The organism is Massilia scottii (assembly GCF_030846495.1).
GTDB classification, from domain to species: domain Bacteria; phylum Pseudomonadota; class Gammaproteobacteria; order Burkholderiales; family Burkholderiaceae_D; genus Telluria_A; species Telluria_A violaceinigra.
In genome coordinates, this window is the sequence record NZ_JAVCWM010000018.1 from 96,249 (window position 1) to 112,985 (window position 16,737).

Annotated in this window: 17 protein-coding genes; 5 read left to right on the forward strand and 12 right to left on the reverse strand. The window is 66.1% G+C overall.

What is annotated here, in order from left to right:
• Positions 1 to 3 precede the first annotated feature (3 nt).
• On the forward strand, positions 4 to 927 hold the full coding sequence (gene truB, locus RBA41_RS22860; protein WP_306626546.1) for a tRNA pseudouridine(55) synthase TruB: 924 nt from the start codon (positions 4 to 6) through the stop codon (positions 925 to 927).
• Positions 928 to 1,434 (forward strand): metal-dependent hydrolase, encoded by a 507-nt coding sequence (locus tag RBA41_RS22865; RefSeq protein ID WP_306626547.1) that lies wholly within the window; start codon positions 928 to 930, stop codon positions 1,432 to 1,434.
• Here RBA41_RS22865 and RBA41_RS22870 read toward each other — a convergent pair.
• Genes RBA41_RS22870 through RBA41_RS22880 form a run of 3 tightly spaced genes read right to left on the reverse strand, consistent with a single transcriptional unit; the run spans position 1,425 to position 4,125 of the window.
• Positions 1,425 to 2,219 carry a MipA/OmpV family protein gene (locus tag RBA41_RS22870; RefSeq protein WP_306626548.1) on the reverse strand — a complete coding sequence of 265 codons (795 nt, stop codon included), beginning with the start codon at positions 2,217 to 2,219 and terminating at the stop codon, positions 1,425 to 1,427. The genes RBA41_RS22865 and RBA41_RS22870 overlap by 10 nt on opposite strands.
• Before the next feature lie 23 nt (positions 2,220 to 2,242).
• Positions 2,243 to 2,878: a response regulator gene (locus RBA41_RS22875; RefSeq protein WP_306626549.1), complete on the reverse strand. Its 636-nt coding sequence runs from the start codon at positions 2,876 to 2,878 to the stop codon at positions 2,243 to 2,245.
• A complete protein-coding gene (locus RBA41_RS22880; protein ID WP_306626550.1) occupies positions 2,875 to 4,125 on the reverse strand; it encodes a sensor histidine kinase in 1,251 nt (416 codons plus the stop codon). Before RBA41_RS22880 ends, RBA41_RS22875 begins: the two co-directional genes overlap by 4 nt.
• A gap of 190 nt (positions 4,126 to 4,315) precedes the next feature.
• On the opposite strand from RBA41_RS22880, the gene RBA41_RS22885 reads away from it, so the two are divergent.
• Positions 4,316 to 5,035, forward strand: coding sequence for a hypothetical protein (locus tag RBA41_RS22885; protein ID WP_306626551.1), 720 nt, complete (start codon positions 4,316 to 4,318; stop codon positions 5,033 to 5,035).
• Positions 5,036 to 5,046: 11 nt separating this feature from the next.
• Here RBA41_RS22885 and RBA41_RS22890 read toward each other — a convergent pair whose 3' ends face one another.
• On the reverse strand, positions 5,047 to 6,117 hold the full coding sequence (locus RBA41_RS22890; protein WP_306626552.1) for a suppressor of fused domain protein: 1,071 nt from the start codon (positions 6,115 to 6,117) through the stop codon (positions 5,047 to 5,049).
• Between the two features lie 282 nt (positions 6,118 to 6,399).
• Here RBA41_RS22890 and typA point away from each other — a divergent pair, with 282 nt between their 5' ends.
• Both typA and RBA41_RS22900 read left to right on the forward strand, forming a co-directional pair.
• Complete coding sequence (gene typA / locus RBA41_RS22895) at positions 6,400 to 8,235, forward strand: translational GTPase TypA (RefSeq protein WP_306626553.1); 1,836 nt, start codon at positions 6,400 to 6,402, stop codon at positions 8,233 to 8,235.
• 183 nt (positions 8,236 to 8,418) lie between these two features.
• Positions 8,419 to 9,348 carry a prolipoprotein diacylglyceryl transferase gene (locus tag RBA41_RS22900; RefSeq protein WP_306626554.1) on the forward strand — a complete coding sequence of 310 codons (930 nt, stop codon included), beginning with the start codon at positions 8,419 to 8,421 and terminating at the stop codon, positions 9,346 to 9,348.
• Positions 9,349 to 9,555: 207 nt separating this feature from the next.
• On the opposite strand, the gene RBA41_RS22905 is transcribed toward RBA41_RS22900, so the two are convergent.
• The 8 genes from RBA41_RS22905 to RBA41_RS22940 form a co-directional block, all read right to left on the reverse strand.
• Positions 9,556 to 10,566: a hypothetical protein gene (locus RBA41_RS22905; RefSeq protein ID WP_306626555.1), complete on the reverse strand. Its 1,011-nt coding sequence runs from the start codon at positions 10,564 to 10,566 to the stop codon at positions 9,556 to 9,558.
• A gap of 4 nt (positions 10,567 to 10,570) precedes the next feature.
• Positions 10,571 to 11,482: a flagellar hook-associated protein FlgL gene (flgL, locus tag RBA41_RS22910; protein ID WP_306626556.1), complete on the reverse strand. Its 912-nt coding sequence runs from the start codon at positions 11,480 to 11,482 to the stop codon at positions 10,571 to 10,573.
• Positions 11,483 to 11,492: 10 nt separating this feature from the next.
• Positions 11,493 to 12,863: a flagellar hook-associated protein FlgK gene (gene flgK / locus RBA41_RS22915; RefSeq protein ID WP_306626557.1), complete on the reverse strand. Its 1,371-nt coding sequence runs from the start codon at positions 12,861 to 12,863 to the stop codon at positions 11,493 to 11,495.
• A 73-nt stretch (positions 12,864 to 12,936) separates the two neighbouring features.
• Positions 12,937 to 13,350: a rod-binding protein gene (locus tag RBA41_RS22920; protein WP_306626558.1), complete on the reverse strand. Its 414-nt coding sequence runs from the start codon at positions 13,348 to 13,350 to the stop codon at positions 12,937 to 12,939.
• Positions 13,351 to 13,362: 12 nt separating this feature from the next.
• Entirely contained in the window at positions 13,363 to 14,496 is a 1,134-nt protein-coding gene (locus RBA41_RS22925) for a flagellar basal body P-ring protein FlgI (protein WP_306626559.1), read from the reverse strand.
• 35 nt (positions 14,497 to 14,531) lie between these two features.
• Positions 14,532 to 15,188: a flagellar basal body L-ring protein FlgH gene (flgH, locus tag RBA41_RS22930; RefSeq protein WP_306626560.1), complete on the reverse strand. Its 657-nt coding sequence runs from the start codon at positions 15,186 to 15,188 to the stop codon at positions 14,532 to 14,534.
• The gene (flgG, locus tag RBA41_RS22935; RefSeq protein WP_187362720.1) at positions 15,188 to 15,976 is read right to left on the reverse strand and encodes a flagellar basal-body rod protein FlgG; all 789 of its coding nucleotides are present in this window, start codon (positions 15,974 to 15,976) and stop codon (positions 15,188 to 15,190) included. Before flgG ends, flgH begins: the two co-directional genes overlap by 1 nt.
• A 31-nt stretch (positions 15,977 to 16,007) precedes the next feature.
• Complete coding sequence (locus RBA41_RS22940) at positions 16,008 to 16,733, reverse strand: flagellar basal-body rod protein FlgF (RefSeq protein ID WP_306626561.1); 726 nt, start codon at positions 16,731 to 16,733, stop codon at positions 16,008 to 16,010.
• Positions 16,734 to 16,737: the final 4 nt, after the last annotated feature.

Consider the following 16,737-nt stretch of genomic DNA (forward strand, 5'->3'; position numbering starts at 1 on the left):
AGCATGAAACAAGCCCATATCAAACGCGTGCGCGACCTGGTCGACGGCGTGCTGCTGCTCGACAAACCGGTCGGCCTGTCGTCCAACGACGCGCTGATCAAGGCCAAGCGCGTGCTCAACGCCAAGAAAGCCGGCCACACCGGCACGCTCGACCCGTTCGCCACCGGTTTGCTGCCGCTGTGCTTCGGCGAAGCGACCAAATTCTCGCAAGACTTGCTCGAAGCCGACAAGACCTACGAAACCACGGTCCACCTGGGCATCACCACCACCACCGGCGACACCGAAGGCGAAGCGATCGACATGCGCGACGTCGACGTCACCCTGGCCCAGATCGACGCCGTGCTGCCGCAGTTCCGCGGCCCCATCATGCAAGTGCCGCCGATGTATTCGGCGCTCAAGCGCGACGGCAAGGCGTATTACGAGTACGCGCGCGAAGGCATCACCCTGGAGCGCGAAGCGCGCCCGGTCACCATCCTCAAGCTGGAACTGATTTCGTTCGAAACGCCGCTGCTGAAGTTAGCGGTTACTTGCAGCAAGGGCACGTATATCCGCGTGCTGGGCGAAGATATCGGCCACGCGCTCGGCTGCGGCGCCCACCTGATCCAGCTGCGCCGCACCCAGGTCGGCGCCCTGACCATCGACGGCATGGTGACCCTGGAAGCGTTGCAGGCGCACGCCGAACCGCTTACCCTGCTGGCACCGGTCGATGCCTTGCTGTCGAGTTTTCCGGCGGTGCGGCTGACCGAGGAACTGGCCAAGCGCTTCCTGCAGGGCCAGCGCCTGGCGCTCGGTAAGGAAGCGCTCACTTTGCCCGACAGCCTTGGCCGGGTGAGGGTGTATCACGAGACCCGCCTGCTGGGCACGGCGAACTTGCAGGAATACGCCATCCTGGCGCCCGAGCGCCTGATCGCCGCCTCGCACGCCTAAATGCCGTTCACGCCCTTCCACCTCGGTCCCGGTGCGGCCATGAAGGCCGTGGGCGGGCGCCATTTCAGCTTCATGGTGTTCGGCGGCGCGCAGGTGCTGATCGACATCGAGCCGCTGGTGGGCCTGATCCAGGGCGCCGACATCCTGCACGGTCCGACCCATACCCTGGCTGGCGCGCTGCTCATCGGCGGCGTGGCCGCGCTGACCGGCAAGCCGGTCAGCGAATTCGTGCTCAGGCACCTGAATATTCCTCATCAACGGATCAGCTGGCTGGCCTCGTGCACGGGGGCGTTCCTCGGCACGCTGTCGCATATCGTGCTCGACGCCATCATGCACAGCGATATGCATCCGTGGCGGCCGCTGTCGGATGCCAATCCATTGCTCGACCTCGTGTCACTGGGCACGCTGCACCTGGCTTGCCTGCTGGGGGTGGTGCTGTGGGGAGCGCTCGAGGCCGCGCGCCAGTTGAGGCGACGCCGCAACGGCGCAGGGGCCGATCACCAGTGATAGGTCAGCATCGTGAACAGGGCGGCGTTGTGCGGACTGTCGGTCAGCGGGCTGTCGGCCGCGCTGCCCATCAGGCGCGCGAGGCTCACGCCGCTGGTCAGCGCATACTTGGTGCTCAGATCCACATTCCAGCGTAGCGACAGATAAATATCCTTGACCCCGGCCCCGGCCCGGTACGCCGGCCTGCCGCTGCGCGCCGCCTGCTCCGGCGAGATGCCGAAATACGATTGCATGTAGCCGCGGTTGACCACGTTCATTCCCGCACCGGCACTGAGCGACTGGTGCGCCGTGAGGCGCATGCCGTAGTTGCCGCCGAGATGGAGGCGCACGCCGCGCCGGTCCTCGCCGCCCCCGTACATCACGCTGGAATGAAACGCGATATTGTGCGCCAGCTGGTAATTGGCGAACGCCCCCGCCTCGATGCCGAGACTGAACTTGTCCTCCCTGTCATCGGCCCGGCGCGAGCGCGAGCCATAGGTGAGCAGGGGGCCGTACTTGAACATGGGATCTTCCGACAGCTGCATGCCGACTTCGCCCGGTTCGGCAAAGATGCCGTTGCTCCACTGGGCTGACATAGTGGGCAGCACAATCATCTTCATTGCGCTGCGGCCCTCGCTCACCGGCACCAGCGCGGCGATCAGGCTGATGTCGACATCGGTCGTTCCTTCCGGCATCTGTGTGGTCGGCGATTGCGCCGCCGCCGGCATGCAGCAAGCGGCCAGGGTCGTGAACGTGGCGAGGGAGGCAAAGCTGGCGCAAGCGCGCGCCCGGGTCGGGATGGTCATGGTTTCCTGTGGAAGTGCGTTGGTCAGATGTAGCCGAGTTCGAGGCCGCGCAGCACCGCGCGCACGCGGTCGCGCACGGCCAGCTTGGCAAGGATGTTTGAAACGTGGTTCTTGATGGTGCCTTCGCTCGGCCCCAGCGCGGCGCCGATCTCGCTGTTGTTCAAACCGGCCGCCATCAGCGCCAGGATTTCGGTCTCGCGCGCGGTCAGGCGCGTGCTGCCCGGGACCGGTACTGTCGCGCCGCCGGACTGTTCGTAGGCGGCGCGCGTGCGCTCGGTCAGCCCCGGACGGAACAGGGTGGCGCCGGCGGCGACGCTGCGAATGCCCTCGGCCAGCCGTTCGAGCGAGATATCCTTGAGCAGGAAGCCGCGCGCCCCGGCGCGCATGCCGTCGAACAGCGCCTCGTCATCGTCGAAGGTGGTCAGGAGGATGGCCGGCGGCAGCAAACCCTGCTGCCGGCGCAGCAGCTCGATACCCGAACACTGCGGCATGCGCACGTCCAGCAGCAGCACATGCGCTTGCGCCTGGGCGATCACGGCCACGGCTTCATCGCCATTGGCCGCTTCGGCCACGACCCGGATGTCGTGCGTCAGGTCGAGCAGGCCGCGAATGCCGCTGCGCACCAGCATCTGGTCGTCCACCAGCACCACGCGGATCATGGCGCCGCTCCCGATGCCGGCAGGCGGATGCCGAGCGCGTAGCCCTGGCGCGGGCCGTTGGCGGCGTGCAGGCTGCCGCCCAGCTGGGCCAGCCGTTCGCGCATGCCGCGCAAGCCATTGCCTTCGGCCGCGCCGCCGCTGCCACGGCCATCGTCGGCGATGTCGAGCAGCAGGTCGCCGCTGGCGTCGCGCCGCAAGGCGACCGTCATGATGGCCGCGCCGGCGTGGCGGATGGCATTGCTGAGCGCTTCCTGCACCGCGCAGAACACCGCATGCGCGACCGCCGCCGAATCGATCCCGAGCCGCTCGCCGATGCATAGCTCGATGCGCGGCGCCGGAATGCCGGCGCACAGGGTTTCCAGCGCCAGGCGCATATCGATATCGCATCCGCCGCGTTCGCTGCTGACCAGCAGGCGCACGTCGGCCAGCAAGGTGGCGGCGAGGCTGCTGGCCGTGGCCAGCGCCGCCGGGGCCGCGTCGCCGGCCTGGCGCTTGGCCAGGTCCAGGTGCAGCTTGAGCGCGGTCAGATGGTGGCCGGCCATATCGTGCAGGTCGCGCGCCAGGCGCAGGCGCTCGCTGGCGCGCACCGCTTCGCCCAGCAGGGCCTGGGTCGCCTGCAGTTCCGCGTGCGCCGCGGCCAATGCCACGCGCGCGCGCCGTTCGCCCAGGGCCACATGCACCACCGCCGTGACGACGGCCATGATCAGCGCTTCGCCCGCCGCGACCATGCACGCCATGATGAAGCGTGCGTCGGGCATGGGCAGGTCCGCGATCACCAGCAGGGTTGCGCCCGACGCGAACAGGGTCGCCGCCGCCAGCCAGCGCAGCGCGCTGCGCAGCGGCAGTGTGCCGAGCTGCGCGGTGAAGACATAGATCAGGCCCATGTCGCCGACCACCGCCAGCACCAGTTGCAGCCCCAGCGCCGCCGGCGAGCGCAGCACGGCCGGCCAGGCCGGCCCGCTGGCGCGCAGCCAGGCCAGCGCGGCAAAGCCGATGGCGCAGCCGGTGCGCAGCAGCCGCAGCAGCAGGGCGGTCAACTCCTTGCGGTCGGTACCGGCGCTGAGCGCCGATGGCGGCGTGGTGAAGTGGCTGGCGACGACGCCGGCCAGGCGGCCGGCAGCGCTATGGAGCGCGTCGAAGTCGGCCTGGTAGCTCCACAGCAGCGCGCAGCCCGGTCCCGTCACCAGCAGGCAGGCCAGCGGCCAGACGGCGCGGGGGAACAGTTTGTCGAATCGGGATGTCATCATGGCGCTTTGTGAGCGCCGGGAGCGCTTGCTGTCGAGGTGGCAATTCTACGTGACGCCGCGCGGCGCGGGTCAGTGCCGGAAGTCATGCGGCGCCTCTATCTTGTGGCACATGGCGGCGCGGCCGCCCTGGACTAGAATGGCCCTCCCACTTTCTGTATTGCCGCCGATGAAAACGCTGACGAAATTATGCTTGCTTGCCGCCTGCCTGCCGAGCGCCGTGCCGGCCGCCGAAACTGTCGTTACCGATCCCGTCATGACGGTGGAGGTCAACGCCCAGCGCGATCCGGAATGGATCGGCTACCGGCGCGCCTACAAGGCGGCGGCTTTCTTCGCGCCGTTCGTGCGCGCGCGGCCATTGATCCAGGCGCATCTGCAGGTGCGCAGCCTGCGCCCCGGACTGCCGCTCGACGGCCTGCGCCTGAGCGTGGCGGGCGCGCGCACCCGCTTCGAGGTGGCGGTCGACGCCATCGGACGGGCCGAGCTGCCGATGGAAAAGACGGCGTACGAAGACGACGCCGTCATCACCCTGAACCGGCAAAAGGGCCACTACTACTTCAGCGGCCGCTACAGCATCCGCGAGCGCGACGACGGCGTGTACGACGCGGGCCTGCTGCGCGACGCCTGCGAGCAATTGCTGGCGGCCCAGCGCGCCTCGGGCTACCGCATGCGCCTGCTGGGCAAGCAATGCGCCGGCATCAAGATCGTCTATCCGGCCGGTTCCATGCCCGAGGTGGCGCTGGAGGACGGCGCTGCGCCGCCGCGCATGCTGGCGGCGGCCGAGGCGCACCCGTTCGAGGATGGCTCGATGGGCCTGTACCAGGTGGTGACGGTGCGCTTTGCCGACTTGCCGGCCGGGGCAAAGGTGACGGCCGCCACGCGCCCGCTGGCGATCGGTACCTTGTACGAATAGCGGGACGGGCCTTAGCCGATGGTCTGCACCAGCACGCCATCGGCATCCCTGATCAGGGTCTTGCGGATCGACCAGGCGAGCTGCGTCAGGCCGGCCACCTGGTAACAGCCTTCGCGCGGTGCCAGCGCCGCCGTGAATGCGGCCAGCGTGGCGGGGCGCATGCGCACGGTCAGCGTGGTGTCGACCAGCAGCGCGCCGTCGGCCGCGCCAGGTTCGAACAGCAGTTGCCAGTGCCTGCCTTCCAGTGCGAGCGAGCGAGCGAACGGCAGTCTCAGTGGCAGCAGGGTCAGCAGGTCGGCGACCTGGCGCGCGCCCAGCGTGACCTGGATCGTGGCGGCGGCGTCGGGTGGGGCCAGTTCGGCCACCTCGAGCACATCGGTGAACATGGCGCAGGTCGAGGAGCCGTCGCGCGCCAAGCCGGCCGCCACCACGGCGCCCACTCCCGGCGCCGCGAGCAGGCTTGGGCGCCCGAGGTCGGTAATCCACAGCGGCATGTGCGGCAACAGCGCTTCGAGCAACTGCTTGGGCGCCCATTGGGTTCCCACCCGTTCTTCCTCGATCGTCAGGCCGACGACCTGCAGGAAGTCGACCCGGCCGTTGACCGTATCGATGGCAGGCAGTCCCGGGTCGCTGGCAAACGCCATGGAGCAGATGGCGGTAGGCGTACCGAGCGCGATCGGGCCGTTGGCGGTCATCCAGTGGCCATCCGCGAACACGTTGCCGGTGCGGAAAACGTAGCGCGCCAGGTTTTGCAGAAAATTGAACGGCCACGACGGCGCTTCGGTCTCGCCGGGCAGGGCGAGCAGGCGGAACGTCAGTTCCAGGCCATAGCCGCTGTAGTCCGGGTCGCCCGACTCCTTGCCGTACAGTTCCGACAGGCCGTAGGTGACGTAATGCCAGTGCGGCAGGCCCTGCGTGCTGCGATAGACGCTGATGCCGTCCAGCGGATCGCCGCCGCCCATGCTTGAGCGCAGCACCGTTCCCACATGGCGCGGCTGCTGGCCTGGATACAGCCGCGCCAGGCTGGCGTCGATGGCGTCCCAGCCATCGTTGGTGGTGTCGCTGCCGGCGTGATCGCTCATCATGATTCCATTTGGTAAAGGGAGGGCGATTATGCGGCGCATCGGCGCCACTTGGCAATCGCGGCGCGGTGAGCTTGTCATGCTGCTGACACGAAAAGCGCTCACAATTGCACCGGAGCGGTGCATGCCTGTGGTGAAAAAAGCAGCAAGCCATTGAAATTGCAGGGCTTTTCAAATTGGCGATGCGCAATACACCGCTTTAGCATGCTATACTAGTCGGTTCCTGATTTAAGCAGCACCGTACACCTTCGTACACCACGTACATTTCCGTTCCTTACGACCATGTCAAATTCAAAACGCGCAATTCGTAACATCGCTATCATCGCCCACGTTGACCACGGCAAAACCACGCTCGTGGACAAGCTGCTGCGCCAATCCGGTACCTTCCGTGAAAACCAGGCAGTCGAAACCCGCGTAATGGATTCGAACGACCTCGAAAAAGAACGTGGCATTACGATTCTGTCGAAGAACTGCGCGGTTGAATACGAAGGCACCCACATCAACATCGTCGACACCCCAGGCCACGCCGACTTCGGCGGCGAAGTCGAGCGCGTGCTGTCGATGGTCGACTCGGTGCTGCTGCTGGTCGATGCACAGGAAGGCCCGATGCCACAGACCCGCTTCGTGACGCGTAAAGCGCTGGCGCTGGGCCTGAAGCCGATCGTCGTCGTCAACAAGATCGACCGTCCGGGCGCGCGCGCCGAATGGGCGATCAACCAGACGTTCGAACTGTTCGACAAGCTGGGCGCCACCGACGAACAGCTCGACTTCCCGGTCGTGTTCGCATCGGCCCTGAACGGCTACGCCAGCCTCGATGCGGAAGTGCGCGAAGGCGACATGACCCCGCTGTTCGAAGCCATTCTCAAGCACGTTCCAGTGCGCGACGACAATCCGGACGGCCCGCTGCAGATGCAAGTGACCTCGCTCGATTACTCCTCGTACGTCGGCAAGATCGGCATTGGCCGCATCTCGCGCGGCCGCATCAAGTCGGGCCAGGACGTCATCGTCCTGAACGGTCCTGATTCGACCCCGATCAAGGGCCGCATCAACCAGGTTCTGAACTTCAAGGGCCTCGAGCGCGTGCTGGTCGACGAAGCCGTTGCCGGCGACATCGTCCTGATCAACGGTATCGACGAAATCGGCATCGGTTCGACCATCTGCCAGCCGGACACCCCGGATGCGCTGGAAATGCTGACCGTCGACGAGCCGACCCTGACCATGAACTTCATGGTCAACAACTCGCCACTGGCCGGCCGCGAAGGCAAGTTCGTCACCAGCCGCCAGCTGCGCGACCGTCTGGACCGCGAACTGAAAGCCAACGTTGCCCTGCGCGTAGCGCCGACCGACGACGACACGATTTTCGAAGTCTCGGGCCGCGGCGAGCTGCACCTGACGATTCTGATCGAAAACATGCGTCGCGAAGGCTTCGAGCTGGCCGTATCGCGTCCACGCGTGGTGTTCAAAATGGTCGATGGCGTGCGCCACGAGCCGTTCGAGCAACTGTCGGTTGACGTTGAAGAAGCCAACCAGGGCGGCGTCATGGAAGAACTGGGCCGTCGCCGTGGCGACCTGCAGAACATGGAATCGGATGGCAAGGGCCGTGTTCGTCTCGAATACAAGATTCCTGCGCGTGGCCTGATCGGCTTCCAGGGCGAATTCATGACCCTGACCCGCGGCACCGGCCTGATGAGCCACGTGTTCGACGAATATGCACCGGTCGACAACTCGAAAGGCGAAATGGCTGGCCGTCGCAACGGCGTGCTGATCTCGCAGGACGATGGCGCAGCGGTTGCTTACGCAATCTGGAAACTGCAGGACCGCGGCCGCATGTTCGTGGTTCACAACGACCCGGTGTACGAAGGCATGATCATCGGCATTCACTCGCGCGACAACGACCTGGTCGTCAACCCGATCAAGGGCAAGCAGCTGACCAATGTGCGTTCGTCGGGTACCGATGAAGCGGTGCGCCTGGTACCGCCAATCCAGATGTCGCTCGAATATGCGGTGGAATTCATCGCCGACGACGAACTGGTTGAAATCACGCCTAAATCGATCCGTCTGCGCAAGCGCTACCTGAAAGAGCACGAGCGTAAAAAAGCTGGCCGCGATTCCGCGTAATTGACGCGTACGGAGTGCCCCGCATTCCGTAGCGACAACGCCTTTCCTCGGGCTTGCATCCACATGATGCGGGTCTGAGGGAAGGCGTTTTGCATTTCAGCACACCGGGGTCAGACCTCCGACTCGAAATATTTCTTAACCGGGGTCAGAGCTCTGACTCGAAACATTGCAGAAAGAACATGCATGTCCTACCCGTATTTAAGCGATGTCATCAGGGACTTCACCGGCATCGACCTGCCGCTGCCGATTGCCACCTTCGGCCTGCTGGTTGCCTGCGCCATCATGGCCGGTGCCGAGTGCCTCAAACGCGAGCTGGCGCGGCTGTACGCGGCCGGCCGCATCGGTCCGGCACACAAGCGCGTCAAGGGGGACGATGGGGTGGTGAGCGAGGTGGCGGTGCCGCCGCAGGACATCGTCAACGATCTCGCCTTTGTCGTGGTGCTGGTGGGCGTGGTCGGCGCGCGTCTGTTCCACATCCTGGAGCATACCGATCAGTTCATGGCAGATCCGTGGAGCATGATTTTCAGCCGATCCGGCCTCAGCGTGTTCGGCGGACTGATCCTCGGTACGGTGGCCGGCGTGATCTGCATCCGGCGCTGGAAGTTGCCGATCCGCCCGCTGCTCGACGCGGTGGCGCCGGCCATGATGCTCGGTTACGCGCTCGGCCGCGTCGGCTGCCAGGTCTCCGGCGACGGCGACTGGGGCACGGCGGCGAACATGGCGCTCAAACCCGACTGGCTGCCGACCTGGTTCTGGGCGCAAACCTACGACAACAATATCTTCGGCGAAGTGCTGGCGGCGCCGGGCGTGTATCCCACCTCGGTGTATGAAACGGTGATGGCGCTGGCCTGTTTCGCGCTGCTGTGGAAACTGCGCAAGCACGCTTTCCGGAGCGGCTGGCTGTTTTCGGCGTACCTGGTGCTGGCGGGGCTGGAGCGCTTGCTGATCGAGCAAATCCGGGTCAATCCGGTGCTCGACTTCGGCGCTATTCAAGCAAGCCAGGCCGAGATCGTCGCGGTGGCCCTGGCGCTGGCCGGGCTGGCGGGATTGGCAATGCTGAGCCGTCGCACGGACGCTGCGCAGAGCCAGGCTCCGGCCGTACCCGCACCCTAGCAAAAGTGCAAAACCCGCCTCAGCGGGTTTTGCAATGTTTCGAGTCGGAGGTCTGACCCCGGTTAAGAAATGTTTCGAGTCGGAGGTCTGACCCCGGTTAAGAAATGTTTCGAGTCGGAGGTCTGACCCCGGTTAAGAAATGTTTCGAGTCGGAGGTCTGACCCCGGTTAGGAAATGTTGCGAATGAAAGCGCTGGCGCCGGTGGGTTTAGTGCAGGCCGAGCAGGGCGAGCACGCGCTCGCGGCTGATGCCGACCAGCGCCGAGGTCAGCGCCAGCAGCGATTCGTAGTTCGGCGTGCTGGCGGTGTCGGCGAAATCCTGCGCCATCACTTCGATGTCGGCCGCCGGCGGCTGGTTGGCGGCGGCGCGGCTGGCCGCCGCACTGAGCGCCTGGCTGGCCGCATCCTGCGAGCGCTGCACCTGCGAGAGCGCTTGCACCACTTCATGCAAACTCTGGCGCAGGGCGTCGCTGTTGTCGGCGCCCCATTGCTGCGGCATGATGACGTCGGTATCGGCTTCCACCGCGACCCGTCCCACACCCTGGATCGAGAGCGAATCGCGCACCATCGGCCAGGCCGACTCGGGCGTGCTGAAGACCAGCGCGCCGCTGCCGTCGGCGCTCACGCGCATATTGGCCGGGGCCAGCGCGCGGTCGAAGCGCACCACGATGTCGTCGCGCGTCATGGACGGGTCGACCGCCACCGTCAGCGGCTGGGTGTTGCTGCCCACCGAAAACGACAGCGATTGGCCGGCCCCGGCGGTGAGCATGTCGAGGTTCAGGCCCTTGATGCGGAAGCGCTGGCTGGCCGGTTCCGGGCTGCTGAAGTTCAGGCGCGCGTCGACGCTGCCGCCGCTCGCCTGGCGCCGCTTGTCCATGGTCGCGCCGAGCTGGCGCAGATGGGCTTCGATGGCGCCGCTGTCGCCGCGGCGCGAGCTGAGTTTGGCGCTCAGTTCGCCCTTGAGCGCCTGCAGCTGGCCGGCCACCTGTTCCAGGAAATCGAGCGCCTGCTGGGCGCTGGCGACATCGCCCTGCAGCTGATGGTCGACCTTGGCCAGGCCGCGCCGCAAGGGAGCGGCCGCGACCGGCGTCGGCGCCACCGGAGTCAGCTGGGGCGGACGTCCGGGCGTGGCGCCCGGGGCCGCCTCGCTGCGCACGCCGGTGCCGTTGGCGCCGGCCGGGCCGCTGGTACTGCCGGTGGTGGGACGGATCGCTTCCATGGCGTTACAGCGCCGCGAACAGGGACAGGTTGCCTATCTTCGCATAGGCCTTGTAGGTCGCTTCCAGCGCACTGGTGTAGCCGTTGAGCTCGGTCGCGGCGAGGCCGTAGTCGAGCTGGCCGATGTCGGTCAGCGCCATCTGGTTCGACAGGCTCACATTGCTGTGATTTTCGTCGAGCGTGTTGAGGATGTTCTGCGAGCCGCCCAGCACGGCAATCTTGCCGGAAATAAGGTCGAGCGCGGTGTCGAAGCCGTCCAGGTTGGCCGCGAGGGTGGCCCGGGTGGCCGGGTCGTTGGCGCTGGCGCCCGGCGCGCCGAGCGCGGCCAGGGTCATGTCGAGCTGGTTGAGCAAGGTGTCGATGCCGCTCATGTTGCCGTTCGCAACCTGGGTGATGCCATTGCCGACCACCACGGTCTGGTCGTTGGTGTTGCCGGCGTAGCTGTAGCGCGAACCGATCGCGGCGGCCGCGTTGTAGGCAATCGGGGCGGTGCCGGTCTGGGTGCCGGAAAACACGTAGCGCCCTTCCTGGTCGATCGAATTGGCGCTGTAGAGCAGGCTTTCGCGCAGGGCGGTCAGCGGCGAGACCATGGCGGCCAGGTCGGCCGGGGCGTTGCCGCCGTCGGACGACCAGACCAGCAGGTCGCGCCCCTGCATCATGTCGTTGACCATGCTGCCGAGGTAAGCTTCGTTCTTGGTCAGGCGGATCTTGAGCGCGGCGATGTTGGCGCGGTACTGGGTCACGTCGGACTCCTCGCGGTGCAGGCGCGACATGCGCACCGTGTCGACCGGGTCGTCCGACGGCAGCAGGATGCGGGTACGGCTCGACATCTGCTGGTTCACGTGGCTGATGCGCTCCTGGTTCAACTGAAGCGAGATATTCATCGTCGCTTGATACTGGCTGGTGGCAATGCGCATACGTTTCTCCTTAACCCATCATGGCCAACGTCGCATCGAACAGCGAATTGGCAACCGACATTACTTTCATGTTCGCCTGGTACATATTCTGGTACTCGACCAGATTGACCGCTTCTTCATCCTTGTTCACGCCGCTGGTCGAGGTCCAGTCGTCCATCGCATGGTTGCGCATGGTCTCGGCGGTGGCCAGGGCCACCCGGTTTTGCTGGCTGTCGACGGCGAGCTTGCCGACCAGCTGGGAATCGGTGTCGCTGATCAAGACCGATCCGATCCCGCTGATGGTGACCGGCTGCTTTTTGATGTCGATCAGTTTTTGCAGGTTGCCGCTGTCGCCCGGGGTATTATCGCCCGAAAACGCGAGGTCGGCGGTCTGGTAGCCGGCCGTGACCTGCAGCATGTTCGACGGGCTGCCCGGGGTGAACACGAACATCGGGCCGCCGGCCGCGCCGCCGCTGGTGTAGCCGGCCGCCAGCTGGGTGTTGACCTTTTGCGCCAGCTGCTGGGCCAGGTCGGACACGCCTTGCTGCATCGGCAGCAAAATGTCGCGTTCGTACAGGCCGAGGCCGCCGAGCTGGGCGCCCACGCCAGCCTTGTCGAGCTGGAACGAGGAGCCGGCGAAGTCGACCCGCAGGTTCTGGGCCGCGCCGCCTTCGGCCACCAGGGTGGCGGCGATGTCGCCGATCACCAGCGCCTGGCCGGTCTTGAGCGAGATGCTGCGCGTGCCGTCGGGCTGGTCGGTCACTTCCAGGCCCACCTGGGTCGACAGGGCGTCGATGGCCAGGTCGCGCGCGTCGACCAGGGTCGAGGTGCTGCTGCCGGAAGCGCTGGCCAGGCCGATCTGGCGGTTCAGGTTGGCGATGGTCTGGATCGAGGCGTTGGCCGACGCCACAATCGCGCCGCGCTGGTCGCGCAGCGATTGCAGCTGGCCGTTGTACAGGTTGTTCATGCTGTTGAAGCGCTGCGCCATGGAGCCGGCGGCGGTCAGCACTTGCTGGCGCAGCGGGGTCGAGGTCGGGTCGACGCCGGCCACCGCGTTCAAGGCCTGGAAGAACTTGTCGACGCCGTTGCTCAGCCCGGCGTCGTTGTCGCCCATCACCCGTTCGAGCTGGGTCAGGTAAGGCTGGGTCTGGGAATACTGGCCGACGCCGGAGGCGGCGCGCCACAGTTGCTGGTTCTTGTAGCCGTCGCTGAAGCGCAGCAGGGAATTGACCTCCACCCCGTTGCCGGCCGAACGGGTGCCGAACTGCGGACCGACCGCGGTCAGCAGCGCCGACTGGCGCGTGTAACCTTTGGTTTGCAAGTTTGCAATGTTCTGGCTGGTTGCCTGCAGCGCGAGTTGGGAAGCCAGGGCGCCGCTCAGGGCGTTGTTCATGATGCTCATGGTGTCACTTCTTTCTCGATGGGCCGGCAAGATGGGTCGTCATACCTACAAGGCGACCGTTTACTTGCCGCCATTAAATTTTTTGGTGCGAAGTTTTCAGCGGAGTTTGCAGCGAAGTTTGCAGCGGAGCTTGCGGCGCGCTCTGCGCCGGCGTTTGCGGCGCGGCCGCCGGCAGCAGCTGGCGCAGGATGGCGTCGGCCACGCCGAAGGCGCGCTGCTGCGCCATTTGCCCGGCCATCATGTTGTCGGCCATGTCTTGCATGTCGCGGTTGACCGGGTCCTTGAAGACGCTGTCGTCGTCGGCCATGGCACGCGTGCCGCTGCGCATTTGCTGCAGCATATTGCCGATAAAGAAACTTTCGAATTCGATGGCGGCCTTGGTGGCTTTCGCCACGAACAGCGGATCGGCGGCCGGGGCGACAGCGGCCTCGTGGCCGGGGCCCATGCCGGCACGGTTGAGCTTGGTGGTCAGGTCGAGTGGATTCATGGCAGCAACTCCTTAAATGACAACCAGTTCGCCTTCGATGGCGCCGGCCTGGTCGAGCGCCTGCAGGATCGCCATGATGTCGTCGGGGGTGGCGCCGAGGCTGTTGACGATGTCGATGATGGTTTGCAGCTTGGCGCTGGCGGGCCACTTGAACATGGCGCGCCCGGCGCCCTGGTCGACCGACAGCTTCGATTGCGGGGTGACGGCGGTGCGCCCGCCCGAAAACGGGCCGGGCTGGCTCACGGCCGAGCTTTCGGCGATCACCACCTTGAGCGAGCCGTGGGTGACGGCGGCGGCCTTGACGCGCACGCCTTCGGCGATCACCACGGTGCCGGTGCGCGAATTGAACACCACTTTCGGCACGTCGGTGCCGACGTCGATCGACAGCGCCTGCAGCTTGGCCATGAAGGCCACGCGCTCGGTCGGGTTGGCCGGGGCGATCACCTGGATGCTGGCGCCGTCGGCCGTGGTGGCGAGCGGCCCGAAGCGGCGGTTGATGGCTTCGACGACATTGGTGGCGGTCTCGAAGTGCGGCGCTTTCAGGCGCAGCATGACTTCGGCGCGGGTCGAGAAATCGCTGCCGATTTCACGCTCGATGTTGGCGCCGTTGGGAATGCGTCCGCCGGTCGGGGTGTTGACGGTGACGCTCGAGCCGCTCGCGCCGGTGGCGTTCAGGCCGCCGACCACCACATTGCCCTGGGCCAGGGCATAGACTTCATTGTCGGCCGCGCGCATCTGCGTGAGCAGCAGCACGCCGCCGCGCAAGCTCTTGGCGTCGCCCAGCGAGGAGACGTTGACGTCGATCGGCTGGCCGCGCCGGTAGCCGGGCGGGAACACGGCGCTGACCATGACCGCGGCCACGTTCTTGTTCTTCGCTTCGGCGCCGTCGGGCAGCTTGACGCCGAACTGCTTGAGCATGTTGACCACCGACTGGCTGGAAAACTTGACCTGGCTGCTGTCGCCGCTGCCGTTCAGGCCGACCACGAGGCCGTAGCCGACCAGCGGATTGTCGCGCACGCCTTCGACGCTGACCAGGTTGCGCAGGGTTTGCGCGGCCGAGGCCGTGGTCGGCAAGGCCAGGCAGGACAGCAGGGCCAGGACGGAAAAGGGGAGGGCGAGGCGGCGCAGGAAAGCGGGTGATTGCATGGTGATTCCTTAGAACGGCACGAACGTCGCGGCGTTTAAAACGGCATCCAGGGGCCGAGGAAGAAACGGGTCAGCCAGCCAGGCTCATTGGCATTGGCCAGGGCGCCCCGGCCCGAGTAGCTGATCTGGGCATTGGCCACGCGCAGCGACGAGACCTGGTTGTCGGCGTCGATGTCGGCGGCGCGCAGGAAGCCCTTGAGGCGCACGAATTCCTCGCCCTGGTTCAGGGTCAGGCTTTTTTCGCCGGCCACGCGCAGCAGGCCGTTGGGCAGCACTTCCTGCACGATCACGGTCAGCGCGCCGGACAGGGCGTTCTGCTGGGTGCTGGTGGCGTCGCCCTCGAAGCCGCGTTCGGCCGACAGGTCGATGCCGGCTTTCGGGAACGTCTTGCCGAGCAGGATAGGCGGCGTCACGCCCACGCTCGACTCCTTGCTGATGCTGGTGCCGGCGCGCTTGCTGGCCTGCGTGGTTTCCTGCAGGATCACGGTGACCACGTCGCCGGTGCGGAAGGCCCGGCTGTCGGACGTCAATGGCACCGCGTCGGCGTTGAACACGCCGCCCGACAGGCCGCCGCGCGCTTGCGCGCGCGGCAGCGGCGCGGTTTCCTCGGCCATCGCGCGCGGTGGCGGCTGGCCGCTGCTGGCGCAGCCGGCCAGCACTGCCAGCGCAAACAAGGCGGCCGCCGCTTTCATCAGCGGGCCGCCTGGGCCAGGTACTGCAGCATGTTGTCGGCGGCCGAGAGCACCTTGGTGTTCATCTCGTAGGTGCGCTGGGCGGCGATCATGTCGACCATTTCCTCGACCACCTGGACGTTCGAGCCTTCCAGCGCGCCCTGCTTGAGCTTGCCGAAAGCGCCATCGCCCGGACGCCCTTCGGCGGCGGCGCCGCTGGCCGGCGTTTCCGAGAACAGGTTTTCGCCGAGTGCCAGCAGGCCCGTCGGGTTGACGAAGTTCGACAGGGTCAGCTGGCCCAGTTCGGACGGCGTGGTGCTGCCGGCGATGGTGGCCGAGACCATGCCGTTTTCACCGATGGTGATCGCGGTGGCGTTGTTCGGTACCGTAATCTGCGGCACCAGCGGCAAGCCCTGGGCATTGACCAGGGTACCGGTGGCGTCGACCTGCAGCTGGCCGGCGCGGGTGTAGGCCGGGTCGCCGTTCGGGCGGCGCACTTGCAGAAAGCCATTGCCGGAAATGGCCACGTCGAGCGGCTGGCTGGTCGTTTGCAGGCTGCCGTTGGTGAACACTTTCTGGGTGCCCAGCAGGTGCGTGCCGTTACCGAGCTGCACGCCCGATGGCGACAGGGTATTGTCTGCGCGCTGGGCGCCCGGCTGCTGGTCGATCTGGTAGAACAAGTCCTCGAACACGACACGGTCGCGCTTGAAGCCGACGGTGTTGACGTTGGCCAGATTGTTGGCGATCGCCTGCAGTTTGGCGTCCTGGGCTTGCACCCCGGTTTTGCTGATCCACATTGCTGGATTCATGATCTTTTCCTTTTACGTGTTGGGGGGCGCGTCAGGCGCCGAGCAGGCGATTGCCCACTTCATTCATGGTGTCGCTGGCCTTGAGCAGCTTCATCTGCATCTCGAAGCTGCGGTTCAGGCTCATGGTGGCGACCATTTCTTCGACCGCCGACACATTGCTGCCTTCCAGGTGGCGCCCGCGCACGGTCACCGTTTCGTCGGCCGCCAGCGGCTGGCCGCTGCGCGAGACGATCAGCCCGCCTTCGTTCTTGGTCACTTCGCCGGCTTCGGCGTTGACCAGGCGCAGCTTGTCGATCACCTGCATGTCGGTCGTTCCCGGTGCCAGCACCGAAATCGAGCCGTCCGCGCCGATGGTGAGCGCGTTATGCGGCGGCAGCACCACCGGGCCGCCTTCGCCCAGCAGCGGATGGCCGTTGACCGAGAGCGCGCCGTCGGCATCGATACTGATGGCGCCGGCGCGGGTATAGGCTTCGCCACCCTGCCACTGGACCGTCAGGTAACCGTTGCCGGTGATGGCCACATCGAGGTCGCGACCGGTTTCCTTGACCGGACCGGAGCGGGCCGACACGGAGTCGGACTGCATCCGCACATAGTGGCGGTCGTCGAAGCCCGCGCCGCCCAGCGCTTGCGTCGACGACATTTCGAGGTTGGCGCGAAAGCCCGTCGTGTCCATGTTCGCCAGATTGTTGGCGTGGACCTGCTGGGCCTTCAGCGCGCGTTCGGCGCCGCTCAATGCTGTAAAGATCAATTTATCCATGTTG

What these genes read in the sequence shown, in the direction of transcription:
- truB (WP_306626546.1), top strand. Translation starts at nt 4, where the DNA reads ATGAAACAAGCCCATATCAAACGCGTGCGCGACCTGGTCGACGGCGTG.
- RBA41_RS22865 (WP_306626547.1), top strand. Translation starts at nt 928, where the DNA reads ATGCCGTTCACGCCCTTCCACCTCGGTCCCGGTGCGGCCATGAAGGCC.
- RBA41_RS22870 (WP_306626548.1), bottom strand. Translation starts at nt 2,219, where the DNA reads ATGACCATCCCGACCCGGGCGCGCGCTTGCGCCAGCTTTGCCTCCCTC.
- RBA41_RS22875 (WP_306626549.1), bottom strand. Translation starts at nt 2,878, where the DNA reads ATGATCCGCGTGGTGCTGGTGGACGACCAGATGCTGGTGCGCAGCGGC.
- RBA41_RS22880 (WP_306626550.1), bottom strand. Translation starts at nt 4,125, where the DNA reads ATGATGACATCCCGATTCGACAAACTGTTCCCCCGCGCCGTCTGGCCG.
- RBA41_RS22890 (WP_306626552.1), bottom strand. Translation starts at nt 6,117, where the DNA reads ATGAGCGATCACGCCGGCAGCGACACCACCAACGATGGCTGGGACGCC.
- typA (WP_306626553.1), top strand. Translation starts at nt 6,400, where the DNA reads ATGTCAAATTCAAAACGCGCAATTCGTAACATCGCTATCATCGCCCAC.
- RBA41_RS22900 (WP_306626554.1), top strand. Translation starts at nt 8,419, where the DNA reads ATGTCCTACCCGTATTTAAGCGATGTCATCAGGGACTTCACCGGCATC.
- RBA41_RS22905 (WP_306626555.1), bottom strand. Translation starts at nt 10,566, where the DNA reads ATGGAAGCGATCCGTCCCACCACCGGCAGTACCAGCGGCCCGGCCGGC.
- flgL (WP_306626556.1), bottom strand. Translation starts at nt 11,482, where the DNA reads ATGCGCATTGCCACCAGCCAGTATCAAGCGACGATGAATATCTCGCTT.
- flgK (WP_306626557.1), bottom strand. Translation starts at nt 12,863, where the DNA reads ATGAGCATCATGAACAACGCCCTGAGCGGCGCCCTGGCTTCCCAACTC.
- RBA41_RS22920 (WP_306626558.1), bottom strand. Translation starts at nt 13,350, where the DNA reads ATGAATCCACTCGACCTGACCACCAAGCTCAACCGTGCCGGCATGGGC.
- RBA41_RS22925 (WP_306626559.1), bottom strand. Translation starts at nt 14,496, where the DNA reads ATGCAATCACCCGCTTTCCTGCGCCGCCTCGCCCTCCCCTTTTCCGTC.
- flgH (WP_306626560.1), bottom strand. Translation starts at nt 15,188, where the DNA reads ATGAAAGCGGCGGCCGCCTTGTTTGCGCTGGCAGTGCTGGCCGGCTGC.
- flgG (WP_187362720.1), bottom strand. Translation starts at nt 15,976, where the DNA reads ATGAATCCAGCAATGTGGATCAGCAAAACCGGGGTGCAAGCCCAGGAC.
- RBA41_RS22940 (WP_306626561.1), bottom strand. Translation starts at nt 16,733, where the DNA reads ATGGATAAATTGATCTTTACAGCATTGAGCGGCGCCGAACGCGCGCTG.